General features: G+C 45.8%; 17 protein-coding genes. 12 read left to right on the top strand and 5 right to left on the bottom strand.

The window, feature by feature from the left end:
* Positions 1–13 precede the first annotated feature (13 nt).
* On the bottom strand, positions 14–856 hold the full coding sequence (gene blaOXA, locus DLM76_RS13495) for a class D beta-lactamase (RefSeq protein ID WP_118965506.1): 843 nt from the start codon (positions 854–856) through the stop codon (positions 14–16).
* Positions 857–962: 106 nt separating this feature from the next.
* Positions 963–1670: a DUF6989 domain-containing protein gene (locus DLM76_RS13490; RefSeq protein ID WP_118965505.1), complete on the bottom strand. Its 708-nt coding sequence runs from the start codon at positions 1668–1670 to the stop codon at positions 963–965.
* Positions 1671–2031: 361 nt separating this feature from the next.
* Between DLM76_RS13490 and eno the strand changes: the two genes are divergently transcribed.
* From eno to lcpA, 7 genes are read left to right on the top strand one after another with little or no spacing between them, the layout of a single operon-like run.
* Positions 2032–3330 carry a phosphopyruvate hydratase gene (eno, locus tag DLM76_RS13480; RefSeq protein WP_118955801.1) on the top strand — a complete coding sequence of 433 codons (1299 nt, stop codon included), beginning with the start codon at positions 2032–2034 and terminating at the stop codon, positions 3328–3330.
* A 13-nt stretch (positions 3331–3343) separates the two neighbouring features.
* A complete protein-coding gene (locus DLM76_RS13475; RefSeq protein ID WP_118955802.1) occupies positions 3344–3802 on the top strand; it encodes a septum formation initiator family protein in 459 nt (152 codons plus the stop codon).
* Between the two features lie 14 nt (positions 3803–3816).
* On the top strand, positions 3817–4410 hold the full coding sequence (locus DLM76_RS13470) for an ATP-dependent Clp protease proteolytic subunit (protein ID WP_118955803.1): 594 nt from the start codon (positions 3817–3819) through the stop codon (positions 4408–4410).
* 11 nt (positions 4411–4421) lie between these two features.
* On the top strand, positions 4422–4781 hold the full coding sequence (locus DLM76_RS13465) for a hypothetical protein (RefSeq protein WP_118965504.1): 360 nt from the start codon (positions 4422–4424) through the stop codon (positions 4779–4781).
* Between the two features lie 22 nt (positions 4782–4803).
* Positions 4804–5817 (top strand): YheT family hydrolase, encoded by a 1014-nt coding sequence (locus tag DLM76_RS13460; RefSeq protein WP_118965503.1) that lies wholly within the window; start codon positions 4804–4806, stop codon positions 5815–5817.
* An 11-nt stretch (positions 5818–5828) separates the two neighbouring features.
* On the top strand, positions 5829–6386 hold the full coding sequence (locus tag DLM76_RS13455) for a DUF4416 family protein (RefSeq protein ID WP_118955806.1): 558 nt from the start codon (positions 5829–5831) through the stop codon (positions 6384–6386).
* The gene (gene lcpA, locus DLM76_RS13450) at positions 6361–6939 is read left to right on the top strand and encodes a complement regulator-acquiring protein LcpA (protein WP_118955807.1); all 579 of its coding nucleotides are present in this window, start codon (positions 6361–6363) and stop codon (positions 6937–6939) included. Before DLM76_RS13455 ends, lcpA begins: the two co-directional genes overlap by 26 nt.
* 302 nt (positions 6940–7241) lie before the next feature.
* On the opposite strand, the gene DLM76_RS13445 is transcribed toward lcpA, so the two are convergent.
* On the bottom strand, positions 7242–7988 hold the full coding sequence (locus DLM76_RS13445) for a diacylglycerol/polyprenol kinase family protein (RefSeq protein ID WP_118965502.1): 747 nt from the start codon (positions 7986–7988) through the stop codon (positions 7242–7244).
* Positions 7989–7994: 6 nt separating this feature from the next.
* Positions 7995–8351: an STAS domain-containing protein gene (locus DLM76_RS13440; RefSeq protein WP_118955809.1), complete on the bottom strand. Its 357-nt coding sequence runs from the start codon at positions 8349–8351 to the stop codon at positions 7995–7997.
* A gap of 44 nt (positions 8352–8395) precedes the next feature.
* Between DLM76_RS13440 and DLM76_RS13435 the strand changes: the two genes are divergently transcribed.
* The 4 genes from DLM76_RS13435 to DLM76_RS13420 all read left to right on the top strand — a co-directional run bounded on the left by DLM76_RS13435 (position 8396) and on the right by DLM76_RS13420 (position 11659).
* Complete coding sequence (locus tag DLM76_RS13435; RefSeq protein WP_118965607.1) at positions 8396–9037, top strand: hypothetical protein; 642 nt, start codon at positions 8396–8398, stop codon at positions 9035–9037.
* A 3-nt stretch (positions 9038–9040) separates the two neighbouring features.
* Positions 9041–9394: a hypothetical protein gene (locus DLM76_RS13430; RefSeq protein WP_118955810.1), complete on the top strand. Its 354-nt coding sequence runs from the start codon at positions 9041–9043 to the stop codon at positions 9392–9394.
* Positions 9395–9412: 18 nt separating this feature from the next.
* Positions 9413–10891 (top strand): LIC12015 family putative lipoprotein, encoded by a 1479-nt coding sequence (locus DLM76_RS13425; protein ID WP_118965501.1) that lies wholly within the window; start codon positions 9413–9415, stop codon positions 10889–10891.
* 360 nt (positions 10892–11251) lie between these two features.
* On the top strand, positions 11252–11659 hold the full coding sequence (locus tag DLM76_RS13420) for a helix-turn-helix domain-containing protein (protein ID WP_118956062.1): 408 nt from the start codon (positions 11252–11254) through the stop codon (positions 11657–11659).
* A 214-nt stretch (positions 11660–11873) separates the two neighbouring features.
* Here DLM76_RS13420 and clpB read toward each other — a convergent pair whose 3' ends face one another.
* Positions 11874–14450 carry an ATP-dependent chaperone ClpB gene (clpB, locus tag DLM76_RS13415; RefSeq protein ID WP_118965500.1) on the bottom strand — a complete coding sequence of 859 codons (2577 nt, stop codon included), beginning with the start codon at positions 14448–14450 and terminating at the stop codon, positions 11874–11876.
* Positions 14451–14994: 544 nt separating this feature from the next.
* Here clpB and DLM76_RS13405 point away from each other — a divergent pair.
* Positions 14995–16602, top strand: coding sequence for a sodium:neurotransmitter symporter family protein (locus tag DLM76_RS13405; RefSeq protein ID WP_118965498.1), 1608 nt, complete (start codon positions 14995–14997; stop codon positions 16600–16602).
* The last annotated feature ends 46 nt before the right edge of the window (positions 16603–16648 follow it).

The raw sequence follows: 16648 nt of genomic DNA, 5'->3' as shown, positions 1-16648 counted from the left end.
GGCGATCCAACGATCAGCGAAAACGAATCGAACGATTCGGAATCAAACGCAGGTCCTGCAAGGTTTGTAAAAGAATTTCTTTCCGAAGACGCAAGTCCTCCTGTCCTCGAACGTCAAGATTGAGAGCGAAAAACCAAACGTCGTTTCCATTTTCCAAATACCCCACATACCAACCGACTTGCGGTTCCGTAGTCGCCCAACCGGTTTTCGCATACAGGGAGAATTCGGATTCGTCCGAGACGAGAAAAATCCTTCGAAGGGTTTCGTAGTCTTGCGGTTGAAAGCCCAATTCCTTCCGGTAAAGTCGTTTTAAAAAACGGATCTGCTCCCGAGCGGAAATTCTCAGATCTCTTTCGAGCCAAAACGTACGGACGTTGGTTCCGGTTTTCCCGTTTCCATATTCAATATTTTGCAAGTAGCGATCGTATTTTTTCAGACCGATTTTCTGCGCGAGTTCCTGATAACACCAGACGCAGCTTTTTTGAAACGCGGACAGGAGAGAATGATCCCGGTTCCAATCCTCGAACGGATATTTCGTTCCGTTCCATCGAAACACCGTGGCTCGTTCGTCCGCGACATTCTCCCGGAGGGCGATCAGAGTATTCAAAATTTTGAAAGTGGACGCAGGTAAAAATCTCCGTTCCGAACGTTCCATGTCGTGAATCCATTCCCTGCTTCCATCCAAAGAACTCACGATCAAGGTTCCGGAAATTCCGTGAGAAGCAAAACCTCGATCCACGGGCGGAAGCGTTTTACAAAAACCGAATGGAATCAAAAGAAGAAGAAAGACAAAACTCGGAAAGAAAAAACGGATCGGTCCGCAAATCGGTTTCAAAAAACTGCAAATTTGATTCATACAAACGGAATTAAATAATCAAAATCAAGGGGCGAATTCAATTCGACAAAGCCTCATCCAAGAGTCGGCGAATTTTTTCCAAAAGACTAAGATTCGAACCAACCGTTTAAAGCGGCGCGGCCGACGAGGAAGCGACCTTCGCACTTCCTTCCAACAAAAGAAAGAAAAATCCCAAAGCGCCTAAATAAACGAACATCGTCAAAAACGCCCAAAGGATTTTTTCCGGTAGGGAAGAATACGCGCAAACGTCGTACGCATAACAAGCAAAGACGGCGAGAATGAATTCGGGCGCTAAAACGTAGACCGCCACGTGATCGATCATCCAGACGTTCTTAGCAAACCAAACCGGAATCAGATAGGAAACTTCTTCCGAAACTAAAAAGACGACGAAAGCGACCAAACCGCCTAAAAGATAGCTTTGGAGCGCCGGTCCCTCGGGAAAACGTTTGCGAAATCGAACAGAAACGAATGTGGATCCGAACAACGGAATGACCCAAAGCCCCGCCATATAACCGGAAACCGTTCCGATTTTCGGAAATCCATCCGCGGGAAATTCGACGACTCCGAGAATCTGCGATAAAAACCAATCCGGAAAAATCTGAAGACAACTCAAGGGGAAAAGAAAAAACCAAAGATCGGTCCAGCGTTCGTGCGCCCAGATTCTCGCGAACAAAAGGATTCCCACGTTGTAACCCAAGACGAGCGCGAACATTCTCCAGCCGCTCGAAACGTTTCCCGGAACGAACAAGATGGGAATACTAAGTGCAAAAAATAGAATATGAAATACAAGAGCGTGTTTTTCGGAAAGTTTCATATATCGAGCGATCCTTAGAGAGTGAGATAGCCAACGAACAGCGGAGCGTCGTGAGTTGCTTCCAACAACGTTGGAAAAGCAAGCGATCCCTATCTTGCCAACCTATCTTGCGACCCTTAGGGAGCAAGATTGAGTTTTATTTTTATTCTTTGTGTAAGCAAAGATGAGCGAACACAGAACGAAATCACTGAAAATCCGCGGAGCAAAGAAAATGGAAACCGACCAACAAATCGCGAGCAATCCATTTTTTCGTTTCCCGCTTGATTTCTTAGATACGGACCGTTTAATAACCCTGACTCCGATCGAAATCGCGAACCGCGATTCTCAGACGGAAACCATATAGAGAATCTCAGGAAATAAAATGTCTCATAACTCTCAAATTCAGAAAATTCACGCTCGGGAAATTATCGATTCCCGTGGAAATCCGACCGTTGAGGTGGATGTAACTCTTGCGGACGGTTCCTTTGGTAGAGCCGCAGTTCCTTCCGGTGCATCGACCGGCGAGTACGAAGCAGTGGAACTCAGAGACGGCGACAAACACCGTTATCTCGGAAAAGGCGTTCTCAAAGCGGTCGAACACGTAAATATAAAAATTCAGGAAGTCCTTAAGGGAGAAGACGGACTCGATCAAAATCGAATCGACCAACTGATGCTCGACGCAGACGGAACAAAGAACAAGGGAAAACTCGGAGCCAACGCGATCCTCGGAACTTCCCTCGCGGTTGCCAGAGCGGCGGCGGCTCATTCCAAACTTCCACTCTACCGTTATATCGGCGGGAACTTTGCCCGTGAACTTCCGGTTCCGATGATGAACATCATCAACGGCGGTGCGCACGCGGACAACAACGTGGACTTTCAGGAATTTATGATTCTTCCCGTGGGAGCGAAAAGTTTCCGCGAAGGACTCCGGATGGGAGCGGAAGTATTCCATTCTTTGAAATCCGTACTCAAAGGAAAGAAATTGAATACCGCGGTCGGCGACGAAGGCGGTTTTGCGCCGGACCTGACGAGCAACGTGGAAGCGATCGAAGTCATTCTCCAGGCGATCGAAAAAGCCGGATACAAACCCGAAAAAGACGTTTTATTAGGTCTCGACGCGGCTTCTTCCGAGTTTTACGACAAAAGCAAAAAGAAATACGTACTCGGTGCCGAAAATAATAAGGAATTCTCCAGCGCCGAACTCGTGGATTATTATGCGAACTTGGTTTCCAAGTATCCGATCATCACCATCGAAGACGGTCTGGATGAAAACGACTGGGAAGGTTGGAAACTTCTTTCCGATAAGATCGGCAAGAAAGTGCAGCTCGTAGGAGACGATCTTTTTGTGACGAACATAGAGAAACTCTCCAAGGGAATCGCTTCCGGCGTGGGAAATTCCATTCTGATCAAAGTGAATCAGATCGGTTCCCTTTCGGAAACTCTCGCTTCCATCGAAATGGCGAAAAAAGCGAAGTACACGAATGTCGTGAGCCATCGAAGCGGAGAAACCGAAGACGTTACGATCTCTCACATCGCGGTTGCGACTAACGCGGGTCAGATCAAAACGGGTTCGCTTTCCAGAACGGATCGAATCGCGAAATACAACGAGCTTCTCCGTATCGAAGAAGAACTCGGAAAGTCCGCGGTTTATAAAGGCAGGGACACTTTTTACAACCTGTAAACGGGTAAAATTTATGACTTCTCTTTCGACAAAAGTCTTTTGGTTCTCTTGTTTTCTCGCGGGACTGTTTTATTTCATCGTCCTGGGAGAATCCGGAATCGTCGTGCGTTCCCAACTCGAAGAAACGCTCGCGTCCTTACAGTTGGACGTGGAAAGACTTGCCTATGAGAATAGACAGTTGGAAGAGAAGCAGAAAATTTTAAAAAACGATCAAGCCGCTCTCGAAAGGGAAGCGCGCCGTTTTTATCTTCTGAGCGAAAACGCTCATATCGTAAAATTTCGGGAAATTTCGAACTCGAGCGAACTCAAACCGATCTTGGCTTCCAGACTGAACGCGTTCCGTCCCGGGAAACAATTTCCGGTTCCGCCCATTCATTTTATTCGGATTTTCTACGCAATCTTCGCTAGTTTTACCTGTATTGGAGTTTTCATAAAAATGAGGAAGAAGAAACTGGACTTTACCAACTACTAAGGAAAGGTTCAGGAATGCCAGAAACAGAAAAAATCACGGAAGTATTCGAAGAACTCACAGGAAGTAAAATCTCCAAAAATTTCCTCGACCACAGAAAGATTTTTCTCTGGGGTCCGGTAACCGACGAATCGTCCAAGGACCTTGTCGGGAAACTCCTCTACCTGGAAATGAAAGATCCGGGTAAACCGATCACGTTTTATATCAATAGCCCCGGCGGTGTCGTCACTTCCGGAATGACCGTATTCGATACGATCAAAATGATTACTTCTCCGGTTCACACAGTATGTATGGGAATGGCCGCATCCATGGGATCGGTTCTTCTCGCTGCGGGAAAAAAGGGAGAACGCTCCATTTGGCCGAACGGAAAAGTGATGATTCACCAACCGAGCATCGGCGGACAAATCGTCGCTCCCGCGACCGATTTGAAAATCCACGCGGAAGAAATTCTCAAGACGAAAGCGAAGTTGAATCAGATTCTCGCGGACGCTTGCGGACATCCCGTTTCCAAATTGGAAGAAGATACGGATCGCGACTACTACATGGACGCGGAAGAAGCGATCAAATACGGAATCGTAGATAAACTCGCGACCAAGATCGATTTCAACTAAGCGGTTTTCCCTTGTCCAAAACGATCTCTTTAGAGGCATTCTTAAAAGAATTTTTAGCCTCCCCTCAACCGAAGGGTAGAAATCCGGAAGAGGATCAGAACCTGAGCGACCTCTTCCTGGAATTCTCCTCTCTTTTATTTTTAGAAGGAGAAGAAGAGGAGACCAAGGAAGAAGTTCTCATCAAGGACATCGGCTCCTTCGAACTAGACGAGTTCGTGAATTTTTATCTTTCCGACATGCACCCGGACGATTCAGCGATCGTAAAACGGGGAATCGATTTTTTACGCAGACTTCATAAGTTCGCGAAAAAGACGGTTCATATCAACAAAGAACAAATGGAAGACTGGGACGAATTCTTTAAGGAACTCTAAACTTCACGTTAGTCTTCCTTTTATGAACTCCCACCCTTTCAAACCGAAACGTTTCTTAAAAGGCAAACACCTTCAAACCGTTTATAGCACGTTCTTTCCTCCTGTAAACCGGCTCAGAACCGAATTTTACGTGGAGGATATTCTGCTCGAGCTATCGGACGGATCGGGAGACGCGCTCTGGCTCGAACACAATCCTCCGATCGCAAACTATTCTTCCTCCGGTCCGGCCTGGAACGGAATTTATATCGTGATGATTCACGGGATGGAAGGAACTTCGGACAGTTCGTATTTGGTAAGTCTCGCACAAACCGCGCTTCTGAAAGGATACGGATGCGTTCGGATGAATCTCAGAAACTGCGGACGCGGTCAGGGATTTTCCAAAGGAACGTATAACATCGGTCAGACGAAGGACGTTCAGGATGTGATCGATTTCGTATGGGAAAAACTTTCGCATCGGATTTTCCTCTCCGGCTTTTCTCTCTCCGCGAGTTTGGTGCTCAAGTATTTAGGCGAACGGAGAAACCATAAGGTCGAGGCGTTTTCGTCCACCAACCCTCCTCTCGATCTTTTCAAAGGATGTGAATTCATCGATTCCATCGAAGGAAGATTCTATCGGGATCGATTCGTTTCCGAATTCCGCAAAAAAATCAAAAACAAGGTCATTCAACTTCCCCCGGAACTGGAAAAGAACGCGTTTCAGACGAAAACTTTTTACGAGTTCGACGATCGAGTTACGGCTCCGTTTTTCGGATATAAGGGCGCGGAAGAATACTATCGGGATTGTTCCAGCAACCAATTCATTCCCGAGATTCGACATCCCGGAATCGTGATTCATTCCGAGGATGATCCGGTCGTTCCTCCGTTCGATTGGGAAAAAATTCCTTGGGAAAAACTACCGCATATTCAAACCATTCTCAGCCCGAAAGGCGGGCACGTAGGCTTTTTAACGGACCCGACTCCGGAAATCCCGGACGGAAGATGGTTGAATAAAATTATTCTGGATTATTTCGATTCGAAAGCGAAACCTGGAAGCTGATTTTTAACCCGATGAATTCCTCTAAAAAGAATCCTCCACCCCAAGGAAAATTGACGCGCCCGCCCGGCGCTTCGTTTTTTATCGTGGTCGCTTACGAAGACGCGGAGATGTTCTATTCGATCAAGGCCAAAACCGAAAAGAAATTTTCGGCCACCCTTTATGAAAGCAATCCTATGCCTACTTGGCAAGATCCGGACGCGGATCTATGGAATCAGTTTCCGGGAAGAAACACGAAGATCCTTTCCTTCAAACGAAGAATTCACAGAGAGGAACTTCCTTCGATTCAAAAGGAATGCCTCGCGATCCAAAACGCCGCGGTGGAAAAAGACAGCGGGGTTCGGATCTTTCCCGGATATCTCTGCAATCATTCCGTAGTCGTTTCGAGCATTCAGGACGACTTTCATCGGATCTACCTGTTCAACGGAGTTTATGCGGAAACGATCTACAATTATCAGAAACAGAAGATGGTCGCTCGTGAAACGGCGCCTTCCTTTTTCAAAACTCCGGAAGCGGTCTATTTTTTCACAAGTTTAAGAGAATCCTATGTCCAAAACATCAACAAAAACTAATATTCTATTTTCTGCATTCGTTTCCGCACTGATTGCAACCGGGGCCTGCGCTCCTTCCGCGCTCGAAATCACGACGATCACACTTTGCGACCATTTCAATCGAACGGGAGAATGTCTCGAACCCGTCGAAAAGAATCATCACTACAAAGTGGAAATCCCGAACAACAGAAAACCCGATACTTGGGAGAAGTTAGCGAACTACCTTTACTTTCACGCAAGGGAAACTCCCGGGTTTATCGTTCGCTTCAATCGAAAGCTGACTCCTTCCGAATCCAAAGCGATCAAGGATTCGTATTACGCGACGATGAGTCTTTCGGGAACCGTGGAACGAATGGAAGGTTTCGAAATGGGAGAAGACTGGGTCGGTTCGTTTCAATACTTAGGTTCGATGATCAAGGACAAACTCAAAAAAGAAAATCGTCTCGGTTCGTTCCCGTATACGAACACGATTTTTCCGGCCGAAGTCGAATTTCGATTTAATTCTTCCTTGTTTGAAGGAAGTGAAAAGACGAAGATCAATTTGAGTTTTACGGTGCTTCCTCCGGAGAAGTGACAGCTCGAGTTCCGGAATTTCGTAGGAACTCCTACAATCTCACAGCAAACGGCTCTTGGAGAAAGAGTTTGCCTCGAATTCCGGTAAGATTTCGTTAGAAATCCAGAATGTTCCGACAGGAATTCTGAATTGTGCTGGAGTTGATGCAGATTTTCTGATATATGAGGATTTGCACGAGGTTTTCCCGCCACCTCTCCCCTCCACCCAAAAACTAGGGTGGGGCCGGTTTGTATCACGAAAAATTCATCCTACAAAGAGCATGTTCTCCTGTGATCTATTTAGGAGGGAACCACGTCGAACCTTCAAATCTTCAAAAACAATTCGGCCGGATTCAAAAAAATCGTGGAAGGTTCCACGCCCAACACAAGCCACGCGGTAAACCCCAGAACGAGCGCGGAAACGGCCGGAATCAAAAGATTGTCGTCGATCAATCCGTTCCAATACGTACCACAATAGAGTTCGGTCACCGCAGAAATCAAAATCGCGGGAACCAAGAAAATTAGGTTATTATAAAATACGAATCCTTCCGCTTTCAGAAAATTCTGTTTCCCGTACGTATCCGAGAGATACATAAACACGAATCCTACGATCGCACAAGCGATGATAAACGCAACGATCCCTTCTACGGACTTACCGTTGGAAAACCTTCTTCTTCCGTAAAACGTTCCCACCCAAGCCGCGGTCGGATCACCGATCACAAGAAACAACATGGAAAGAATGGAAATCTCCGGAGGGAACAAAAAGACCACGAACGTGCAGGAAAGAAAATACGGAAGAGTTCCGTTGAGTCTCGTTTTTTCCTCTTCCTTCATCAGAATCCCCGCGATGGACAAAAAGAACTTCTGAAAACCGGGAAAACGAAACCGAAGATATTCCAGAATCAGAATGATCCCTAGACAAAGAACCAGCACGACCGAAACGACCGCGCGAGTCGCATTCAAAAGTTCGAATGCGCCTTGAAATACGTCCAGATAATAACAGACAGGAACGATCAACCCGAGAAGATGCCAAAGTTTACGAGCGTAATTGAATCGAATCGAATTTGTCACGATTGCCTACCTATTGTTTTTCATCGTCATTTTCAAAGCGGACTCTTCGTCGGGAGCGATTAAAAAAAGTCCGTTGAGCGCCGCCATCTTGATCGCATTCTTAACCGAATCGGTCGGATGGATCAAGACCAATTTGTTACGCGAAGTGAAGCTGAGCTGATTCATTTCCTTCAAAGACTGAATCCCTCGCGAAGAGATCAAACTCACCTCTTCCAGATCCAGAATCACCGGACCGGAACGAATCGACAAAGAAAGCTGTTCTCTGAATTTTTTTTCGGTAAATGAGTTGATCGAACCCTGAAGCTTCATAACTTGAACGTTGTCTATTTTTTCCGTAGAAATGATGATTTCGTTCAGAATCATACTGCTTGGAAAGACAGTCTATGAGCGTTTCATCCGTAAGACAAATGGTTTTTCTTTTCTTATCCGTTCTATTTTTGATTTTGAGGTCCTATTCCTTTCTCTCTCCGGGAGCGGTCATTTTAAGTCTTTCCGTCCTATTCTTCCGCAAAAAAGGAACCGGCTCCGAAACATCGAATCTCGAACTGCCCCTTTCCATTCTCACACTGTTATTTCTCGCCATAGGCGGATTAGACGGTTCCACGCCGGGGGATCTTTTGGATCTGATCTGTATCCACTGCTCCAGAATTCTCGCGCTCAAACGAGACGGAGGCTTTCGAACGGATCTTTCCGAACGAAAACCGCGTTTCACCGAAGGATTCCTCAAGGACCCGAAGTTGTTTCGGGAAGGAATTCTCCTCTTATTCTTTCTAATCGCCGGATTTCGAATCTGGTATCAATGGAACTTCGAGTTTTGGGATGAAATCGGCGTTCTCTATCTTCTCAAAGCGGGACTTTTAACCTGTGCTTTAGGGTTTCTGCATTTTCGTTCGGAAGAAAACCGTCTCAAAACTCTGTTCTTCCTGTTTTTCGTTCTTTGCGCCCTATTCGTTCATCCTTCCCAGGGAATTCTGAATTTTTCCTACTTTCATTTATTTTCATTCTTGCAAACCGACCTGGAATCGAAAAAGATCAACGTTGGGAATTGAAGGATGAAGGTAAAGGTAGCCCATCTTTTTCGTAAGATTGAAGAAGTGGACCGAGACATACTCGAACTGGGCAAGATCCAGGAAAGAATTTCCTCGGATCGGGATTATTCCGGAATTCTAAAGGATTCCATTCAAAAAGAAATGGAAAACCTGGAAGCCGGAAAGGCCGAGATTCTCTCTCTAAAAATCAAAGAAGAACCCGGTAAAACGGGGCTCTTGAAAAATTCCGGAAAATCTTCGCCTGCCGAGATGAAAAATCTATACAGTTCCCGCGAAAAAAATCTGACTCGGGAAATCTCCGTTGAAATCCCGGATCCCAAACCTCAGACAACCCGTAAAACAATTCACAAATACTAAGATTCAAAGACAACTTCCATGAAACAAAAGACTCTATCTCTAACCATTCTTTCCCTACTCGTACTGTTTGCGATCAGCTGCAGTAGAGATTCGGACGTTCTCGCTTCTTTCAAATCGGGAACCATAACCCGCGAGGAACTCAGGGCGTATTACAAACTCCGCGGAGTCGAACCCGATGCGAATAACGCTTCGATCGCGACTCAGGCTAAAATCGTGGAAGAACTCGGAATTCAGAAAATCGCAGAAGCGAACAACAACAATACGAACGTCGTTACGAAAGACGAATACGCGAGAATCATGGCTTTCGTAGAACCTCAGGTTCTGTTCAACGACTATAGAAAACAATTCTCCGAAAAATTGATGAACTCCGGAATGCTTCAATTCGCGTTCGGAAGAATTCTTTTCGTAAAAGCGACTCCGGACGCTGCGGCAAAAGCGAACGGTCTGCTTCAGCAAATCCAAGCGATTCGATCCGACAAAGAAGTCGCCGAATTCATCTCCAAAAACACGGATGAAGCGCAAAGAAAAGCGATCGGAGGAAGACTCGAACCGCATTGTATCAACTGCGGAGACGATCCTTTTACGGCGATCTTAAAGGAAGCTGCGGATCAAAAAGGAAACTTCATCCTCAAGGAAGCGCAAGGAAATTATTATATTCTCAGAGTGGAAAGAATCGAAAGAATCTATCCTAAGAAGATCGATAAATTCTTCCAAAACGAATTGGATAAACTGAAAACCCTCGCGGTTAAATTCGTTTCCAAAGAAGGAATCAGCGAAGACGAAAAGAACGCGGCGAAATTTTATTCCGACTTAGTCGTGAATGAAAGAGCGAATCAAACCGCGGAACACTACGGAAACCGCTTCTTAAAAGAATCCTGGAAGAAGGAAATGGATGCACTGAGAGAAAAGAGCGGTTTGAAAATCACCGATCTGACTCCCGAGTTCATTAAAACTCTGAAGCCGGATACGATTCTTTTCGAAGACAAAACAGGCGCTAAATTCGCATTCAAAGATCTATTGGTTGAATTCAACAAGATCGCTCCGATCCTTCAAAAACGCAAAGCGACTCCGGAAGAAGAAAAGAACGATCAACTTTCTTTCTATACGCAGATTTATCTTCCGATCAGAATCTCCGCCGAATCCAAAGAAGTGCAGGCTTTAAAGGATACGAAGGAATTCAAAAAGACTCTTCCTCTTCTCGGAAGATCGGTTCTGTTTATGTTAATCCGAAATCGTTCCACCGATGGAGAAGTGAACGTAACCGAAAAAGAGATTCGAGACACGTATGAAGCGGGCAAACTCTATGCGTATTCCAAACCTTCCGCATCCAATCCGAACGAAAGAGTTCCCGAGGATTTCGGCAAAGTTAGGGAGAGAATCAAACAAGAGTTAGTCGAGTCCAGAAAACAGTCCATTTTTCAAGACTATTTGTCAAAGCTGAAGTCGGAAAACGAATTCAAAATCGCTTCCGAAAGTTTAAAAGCGGGACAAATCTAAATATCGAACCCCGGTTTCTCGACGAATGCCGGGGTTTTTTCTTTTCTTTTTCTGGAGTTTTTTTGGAAAAACTAACCGTAGTTAGGGGAACCCCCCTAAAATACATTCAAAAAACATAAAATACAGATCGCCGTTTGCTCCTTCTTTCTCCTAAATTCGAAAGAATTTATTTCCAATCGCAATTCCACAGATAACTACTTTCGCTTATTGTTCGATTTATTGGCAATAACCCTTTCGGATTACTTAATCATAACATCCTAATCTTGTGTTGAGGGGGTATTGGAAATTTTTTCTTGAATTTCCGCTTATTCAAAATACCCTGGTTGATGAGAGGGGAATTGAATGAAAAACCACATTTACATGCTGCGTAAAAAACGAAGCATTAAACAATACGATATGGCGAGAGCGCTCGGAGTTTCTCCAAGCTATCTTTCGAAGATCGAAACGGGAAGCCAGGACCCTACAGAAAAGTTCAAACAAGCCTGTGCAAAATATTTGAAAACCACTCTTGAAAAATTGTTTAACGAGCAAGCCGTAGAAGACGTTTATCCTGAATTTACGGAAGGCCTTACCAACAGACTCTGGGCGAAACGCAGAGAGTTGGGAATTAAACAATACGATATGGCAAAAAAACTGAAGGTATCCACTCCCTTTCTTTCGAAAGTGGAACTCGGACTTTTGGAGCCGCCTGAAGATTTTAAAACGCTGGCGTCCAAAGCATTAAAGATGAAAAAAGAAGAACTTTTCCTTCAAAAAGTCGAATATTAAAAAAGGGTTAAATTCCTAAAGAGAAAGGGAAGCGCCGAGCTTCCCTTTTTTGTGTACGGATCGATCGAATCTGAATTTCGGATTCGTTTATCGTCGCATCGAACTCCTAAGAGAGTCGTCTTTGCGATCGTATCGCAGGTTCCGGCTCCGTTGCGACAAAAAGCCTGATTCGTATCGATGATAGTTTAGAACGCGGGAGGAGCGCCGCCGTTTGTTAAACGACGGTCACCTTTCCTTGTTTGTAATCCACGGTTACGTTTTGACCTTCCGAGAATTCTCCGTTTAAGATATAACGGCTGAGGGCGTTCCCTACTTCTCTTTGGATCAAACGTTTGAGAGGTCTTGCACCGTATTCCGCGTCAAAACCGGCTCTGGAGACGTAGTCCTTGAGTCCGTTCGTAAACGTTACGTTCAATCCGTTCTCCTTCGCTTTCTGACGAAGCGCTTCTAGCTGGATATCCGCGATCTTGTGAATCACCGAATCCGTGATCGAATGAAACAAAATCACTTCGTCGATCCGATTTAGAAACTCCGGTTTGAATTGTTGTTTCAAACGCTGCTCCACCAATCGCTCCTTTTCCTCCGAATTGTATTCGGAAGATCCGAGAATATCCGATCCGATATTGGAAGTAAGAATGATCACAGTGTTCTTAAAGTCCACGTTCCTTCCCTTACCGTCGGTCAGCCGTCCTTCGTCCAAAATCTGCAGAAAGATATTGAATACGTCCGGATTCGCCTTTTCGATCTCGTCGAAAAGAATCAAAGAATACGGCCTTCTTCGAACGGCTTCTGTCAGTTGTCCGCCTTCGTCGTAACCGACGTATCCCGGAGGCGCTCCGATCAATCTCGCAACGGAATGGGCTTCCATGTATTCGCTCATATCGATCCGGTGCATCGCATTCGCGTCGTCGAACAGAAATTCGGCGAGGGCCTTTGCGGTTTCCGTTTTCCCCACACCGGTCGGTCCTAAGAACAAGAAAGTTCCAACCGGTCGGTTCGGGTCCGCGATTCCCGCTCGAGATCTTTGAACCGCTTCGGACACGAGTCGCAAAGCGTGATCCTGCCCGATCACTTTGGTTTTCAACGCGTCTTCCATCAGAAGAAGTTTGGCTCGTTCTCCTTGCAACATTTTGGAAACCGGAATTCCGGTCCAACGAGAGACGATGTTCGCGATGTCTTCTTCGGAAACTTCTTCCTTTAAGAGGCGAGAAGTTCCTTCCTGTTTTTTCAGTTCCTCGTTGGCGGCTTCCATTTCCTTTTGCAGATCGACGAGTTTTCCGTATCGAATTTCCGCGACTCGGTTGATTTCCCCTCTTCGTTCCGCTTCGGCTTCGAGATTCTTATACTTCTCGATCTCTTCCTTGATTTGTTTCAAACGGGAGATTTTCGATTTTTCCAAATCCCATCTCGCTTTCAATGTCTGAAAGGTTTGTTCCTGTTCCGCAAGATCCTTTTCCAAAGTCTTCAATCTTTCTTTGGATGCCGGGTCTTGTTCCTTTTTCAAGGCTTCCCGTTCGATCTTTAAGGATTGAATCCGTTTGCTCGAACGATCCAATTCTTCCGGCATGGAATCGATCTCGATTCTCATCTTGGAAGAAGCTTCGTCGATCAAGTCTACCGCTTTATCGGGAAGAAAACGATCCGCGATATACCGGTTCGAAAGAGTCGCCGCCGCGATCAATGCCGAATCCAAAATTCGAATTCCGTGATGCAGTTCGTAACGACCTTTGAGTCCTCGAAGAATCGTAACGGTTTCTTCGACCGAAGGTTCTTTGACATACACGGGTTGGAATCTTCGTTCGAGGGCCGCGTCCTTTTCGATGTATTTCTGATATTCCTTCAGAGTGGTCGCACCGATACAACGGAGTTCTCCCCGGGCAAGCATAGGTTTGAGCATATTAGAAGCGTCTAATGCACCTTCGGTGGCCCCCGCGCCTACGAGAGTATGAATCTCGTCGATGAAAAGAATCACCTCTCCGTCGCTGGATTTGACCTCGTCGAGAAGAGCCTTCAATCGATCTTCGAATTCTCCTCTGTATTTTGCCCCAGCGATCATAGAACCGAGATCGAGCGTATACAAGGTTTTGTTTTTGATCCCTTCGGGGACTTCCCCCTGAACGATCTTGTTGGCGAGTCCTTCCACGATCGCGGTTTTACCCACACCGGGTTCTCCGATGAGAACCGGATTGTTTTTGGTTCTTCTCGAAAGAACCTGAATCGTTCTGCGGATTTCCTCGTCTCTTCCGATGACCGGATCGAGTTTTCCCTGTTTTGCAAGTTCGTTTAAATTCTTCGCGTATTTCGCGAGCGCGTCCGTTTTTCCTTCCGGTGAATCGTCCATAATCGTTTTTCCTTTCCGATTTTCCAAAGTAATCTTTAGTAATTTAGAATATTCTAATCCTAAGCGGTTGAATTCCTGTTTAAGAGGACCCGTTCCGCTCTTCATCAATCCGAGAAGAATATGATCCGTAGATAAATATTCGTCCTTGAATTCCTTTCTGATTTCATCCGCAGCCTTTAACAGCGCGACCGCGGATCGGGAAAAGCCTACCTCCGCGGAAGAACCCGCGACTTTCGGAAGTCTTCCCAGGGCCTCTTCGGTTCTTGCTAAAAAGGTTTTCGCATTCAGATTGAGTTTAGCCAACAACAGAGGCGCCAGTCCGTCGGATTGATCGAGGACTTCCCGAATGATATGTTCCTCTCCGATCTCAGGGTTCCCCGACTTCTCGGCCAGGGATTGCGCGTTGTGAAGCGCTTCGTTGAGTTTTGCCGTTAGTTTATCGAGTTTCATACGATGATTTTTCCGTTTTTCAGATTTCTGCTCAGTTTAGAATTTAGACGTTTGTTCAGTCGAAAATTCTTATTTTTTCTGCCATATTGACATTTATCAAAGTTTGCTCGCTCAGGAAGCCAATTTCGGGTTGTGGGAACTCCTCCAATTCCATAAACCATCCGATTCTACGGCTTAATCCTTGTAGGAACTCATACGATTGGCCGAACACAGGTTTTTTCATCGCCTGAATTCTTGTGGGAACTCATACGATTCCACCGAACTCCGGTTTTCATCGCCTGAATTCTTGTAGGAACGTGGGAACTCCCACCATTCGTTCCAGGCAATAGCCTCCTGTTTTTCAATTCTACCAGAACTCCCGGAATCTCCTTTTCCTTCTCTTCTTGAATTGTAAAAACGTAGGAACTCCCACATTCTTCTTCATTGCGTTTCCGATTTCTAAAAGCGATGGAGTTCCTACATTTTATGTCCCGTTTTTTACGGATCGCTCCGCTTTTCTTTTGACAGAGAGGAGTTTGGCGTACGTTTTGCAAGAACCGACAGTATGAGCAAGGAACCCCCCAAAGAAAGCTGGAAATCCAGAACCGGATTGATTCTCACCGTGGCAAGCGGAGCAATCGGTCTCGGTAACTTTATCCGATTCCCCGGACAAGCCGTGGCAAACGGCGGAGGGGCCTTTATGGTCCCTTACATCATCAGCTTCATTTTGGTCGGGATTCCCGTCTGCATCACGGAATGGATTATGGGGAGAATGGGAGGTCGCACCGGTCACAGCGCGCCCTTCCTTTTCAAAAGTTTCCTCTCCGGTTTTCCGCTTCGAATCGTCGGAGCGATCGGCGTAACCGTTCCGATTCTCATCTATGTATATTACGTTTTTATTGAGGCTTGGTGTCTCGCCTACTCCTTCGAATTTTTAACGGGACAAATCCGATTCAACGCAAGCGGAAACGTTCCTCAATCCGAAATCATTCAAGCCGCGGGAAATTATTATCTGGATATCACAGGCGCGCGCGCGAACGGAAACGCGATTTCAGGTAAAATTTTTTACGCAACCTTAACCTGCTTCGTATTGAACTTCGCCCTTGTTTACCGCGGCATTTCCAAAGGAATCGAAACCTTCGCCAGGATCGCGGTTCCTCTTATGCTCGTTTGTTCCGCGGTCATTTTAGTTCGAGTTCTAACGTTAGACAATATCGACCTCGGTTTAGGAAAGATGTGGAACCCGGATTGGTCCGCTCTCTTGAAATCGGAAGTCTGGATCGCCGCAGCGGGTCAGATCTTTTTCACGCTTTCCGCCGGTTTCGGAATCGCTCTCGTATTTTCGAGTTATCTAAAACGGGACAACGACGTGGTTCTTTCCTCGTTATCCGCCGCATCGTTAAACGAATTCGTGGAAGTCGCGATCGGAGGAATGGTGACGATCCCGGTCGCCTATCTCTTCTTAGGCGGTTCGATCACTCAGTTCGGTATGTTCGGTATGGGGTTTATCGCGCTTCCTTCCGTATTTTCTCTTATGCCCGGCGGAGAATTCTTCGGAGCGATTTGGTTCTTCGTTCTTTTTCTAGCCGCGATCACGTCCTCCGTCACGATGCTCCAACCCGGAATCATCTTTTTGGAAGAATCCTTCGGTATCCGCAGACATACTTCTACCTTGATCCTATTCTTATTCACCGGAAGCCTTTGTTTTCCGATCTTGTATTTCAACGAAAACTTCCAAGCCTTGGAACTCGCCGACTTTTGGATCGGCACGATTCTAATCTTTATTTTGGCGAGCATTCAGATCTTTATCTTCGGTTGGAAGGTCGGAGCCAAAAAAGGTTTGGAGGATGGAAACGAAGGATCTCATCTCGAACTTCCGAAATTTTTCTGGTTCGTGATCCAATACGTAACTCCCGCGTTTTTGCTCGTGATCTTTATAGCATTTCTCTTCCAAAACCTGCCAGGCCATTTTGACCGAATGAATTCGGATACGATAATCGCCCAAGGAATCGCAAAAGGACAAAGTTTCACTCAGGAAATGGTCGAAGCCGTAAAGTTGCAAGCCTTGATATCGAAATCGGTTTTTTTCGGAATATTGGTCGTTTTTAGTCTGATCGTGCTTCTCGTACACTACGCGTTGGTATATAAAGAAAAGAGAGGACAAACGCAATGATGTTCTTAGCGCAAACGGAGGGCCTAAATTGGCAGGGAATGTCGAT

Source organism: Leptospira yasudae, from assembly GCF_003545925.1.
In the GTDB taxonomy this organism is placed as follows: domain Bacteria; phylum Spirochaetota; class Leptospiria; order Leptospirales; family Leptospiraceae; genus Leptospira; species Leptospira yasudae.
The sequence above is the reverse complement of the archived record's forward strand: the minus strand, read 5'-3'. Positions and strand labels throughout refer to the sequence as shown.

What these genes read in the sequence shown, in the direction of transcription:
- DLM76_RS13455 (WP_118955806.1), top strand. Translation starts at nt 5,829, where the DNA reads ATGAATTCCTCTAAAAAGAATCCTCCACCCCAAGGAAAATTGACGCGC.
- lcpA (WP_118955807.1), top strand. Translation starts at nt 6,361, where the DNA reads ATGTCCAAAACATCAACAAAAACTAATATTCTATTTTCTGCATTCGTT.
- DLM76_RS13405 (WP_118965498.1), top strand. Translation starts at nt 14,995, where the DNA reads ATGAGCAAGGAACCCCCCAAAGAAAGCTGGAAATCCAGAACCGGATTG.
- DLM76_RS13490 (WP_118965505.1), bottom strand. Translation starts at nt 1,670, where the DNA reads ATGAAACTTTCCGAAAAACACGCTCTTGTATTTCATATTCTATTTTTT.
- DLM76_RS13460 (WP_118965503.1), top strand. Translation starts at nt 4,804, where the DNA reads ATGAACTCCCACCCTTTCAAACCGAAACGTTTCTTAAAAGGCAAACAC.
- DLM76_RS13475 (WP_118955802.1), top strand. Translation starts at nt 3,344, where the DNA reads ATGACTTCTCTTTCGACAAAAGTCTTTTGGTTCTCTTGTTTTCTCGCG.
- blaOXA (WP_118965506.1), bottom strand. Translation starts at nt 856, where the DNA reads ATGAATCAAATTTGCAGTTTTTTGAAACCGATTTGCGGACCGATCCGT.
- DLM76_RS13425 (WP_118965501.1), top strand. Translation starts at nt 9,413, where the DNA reads ATGAAACAAAAGACTCTATCTCTAACCATTCTTTCCCTACTCGTACTG.
- DLM76_RS13430 (WP_118955810.1), top strand. Translation starts at nt 9,041, where the DNA reads ATGAAGGTAAAGGTAGCCCATCTTTTTCGTAAGATTGAAGAAGTGGAC.
- DLM76_RS13435 (WP_118965607.1), top strand. Translation starts at nt 8,396, where the DNA reads ATGGTTTTTCTTTTCTTATCCGTTCTATTTTTGATTTTGAGGTCCTAT.
- DLM76_RS13440 (WP_118955809.1), bottom strand. Translation starts at nt 8,351, where the DNA reads ATGATTCTGAACGAAATCATCATTTCTACGGAAAAAATAGACAACGTT.
- DLM76_RS13420 (WP_118956062.1), top strand. Translation starts at nt 11,252, where the DNA reads ATGCTGCGTAAAAAACGAAGCATTAAACAATACGATATGGCGAGAGCG.
- DLM76_RS13470 (WP_118955803.1), top strand. Translation starts at nt 3,817, where the DNA reads ATGCCAGAAACAGAAAAAATCACGGAAGTATTCGAAGAACTCACAGGA.
- clpB (WP_118965500.1), bottom strand. Translation starts at nt 14,450, where the DNA reads ATGAAACTCGATAAACTAACGGCAAAACTCAACGAAGCGCTTCACAAC.
- eno (WP_118955801.1), top strand. Translation starts at nt 2,032, where the DNA reads ATGTCTCATAACTCTCAAATTCAGAAAATTCACGCTCGGGAAATTATC.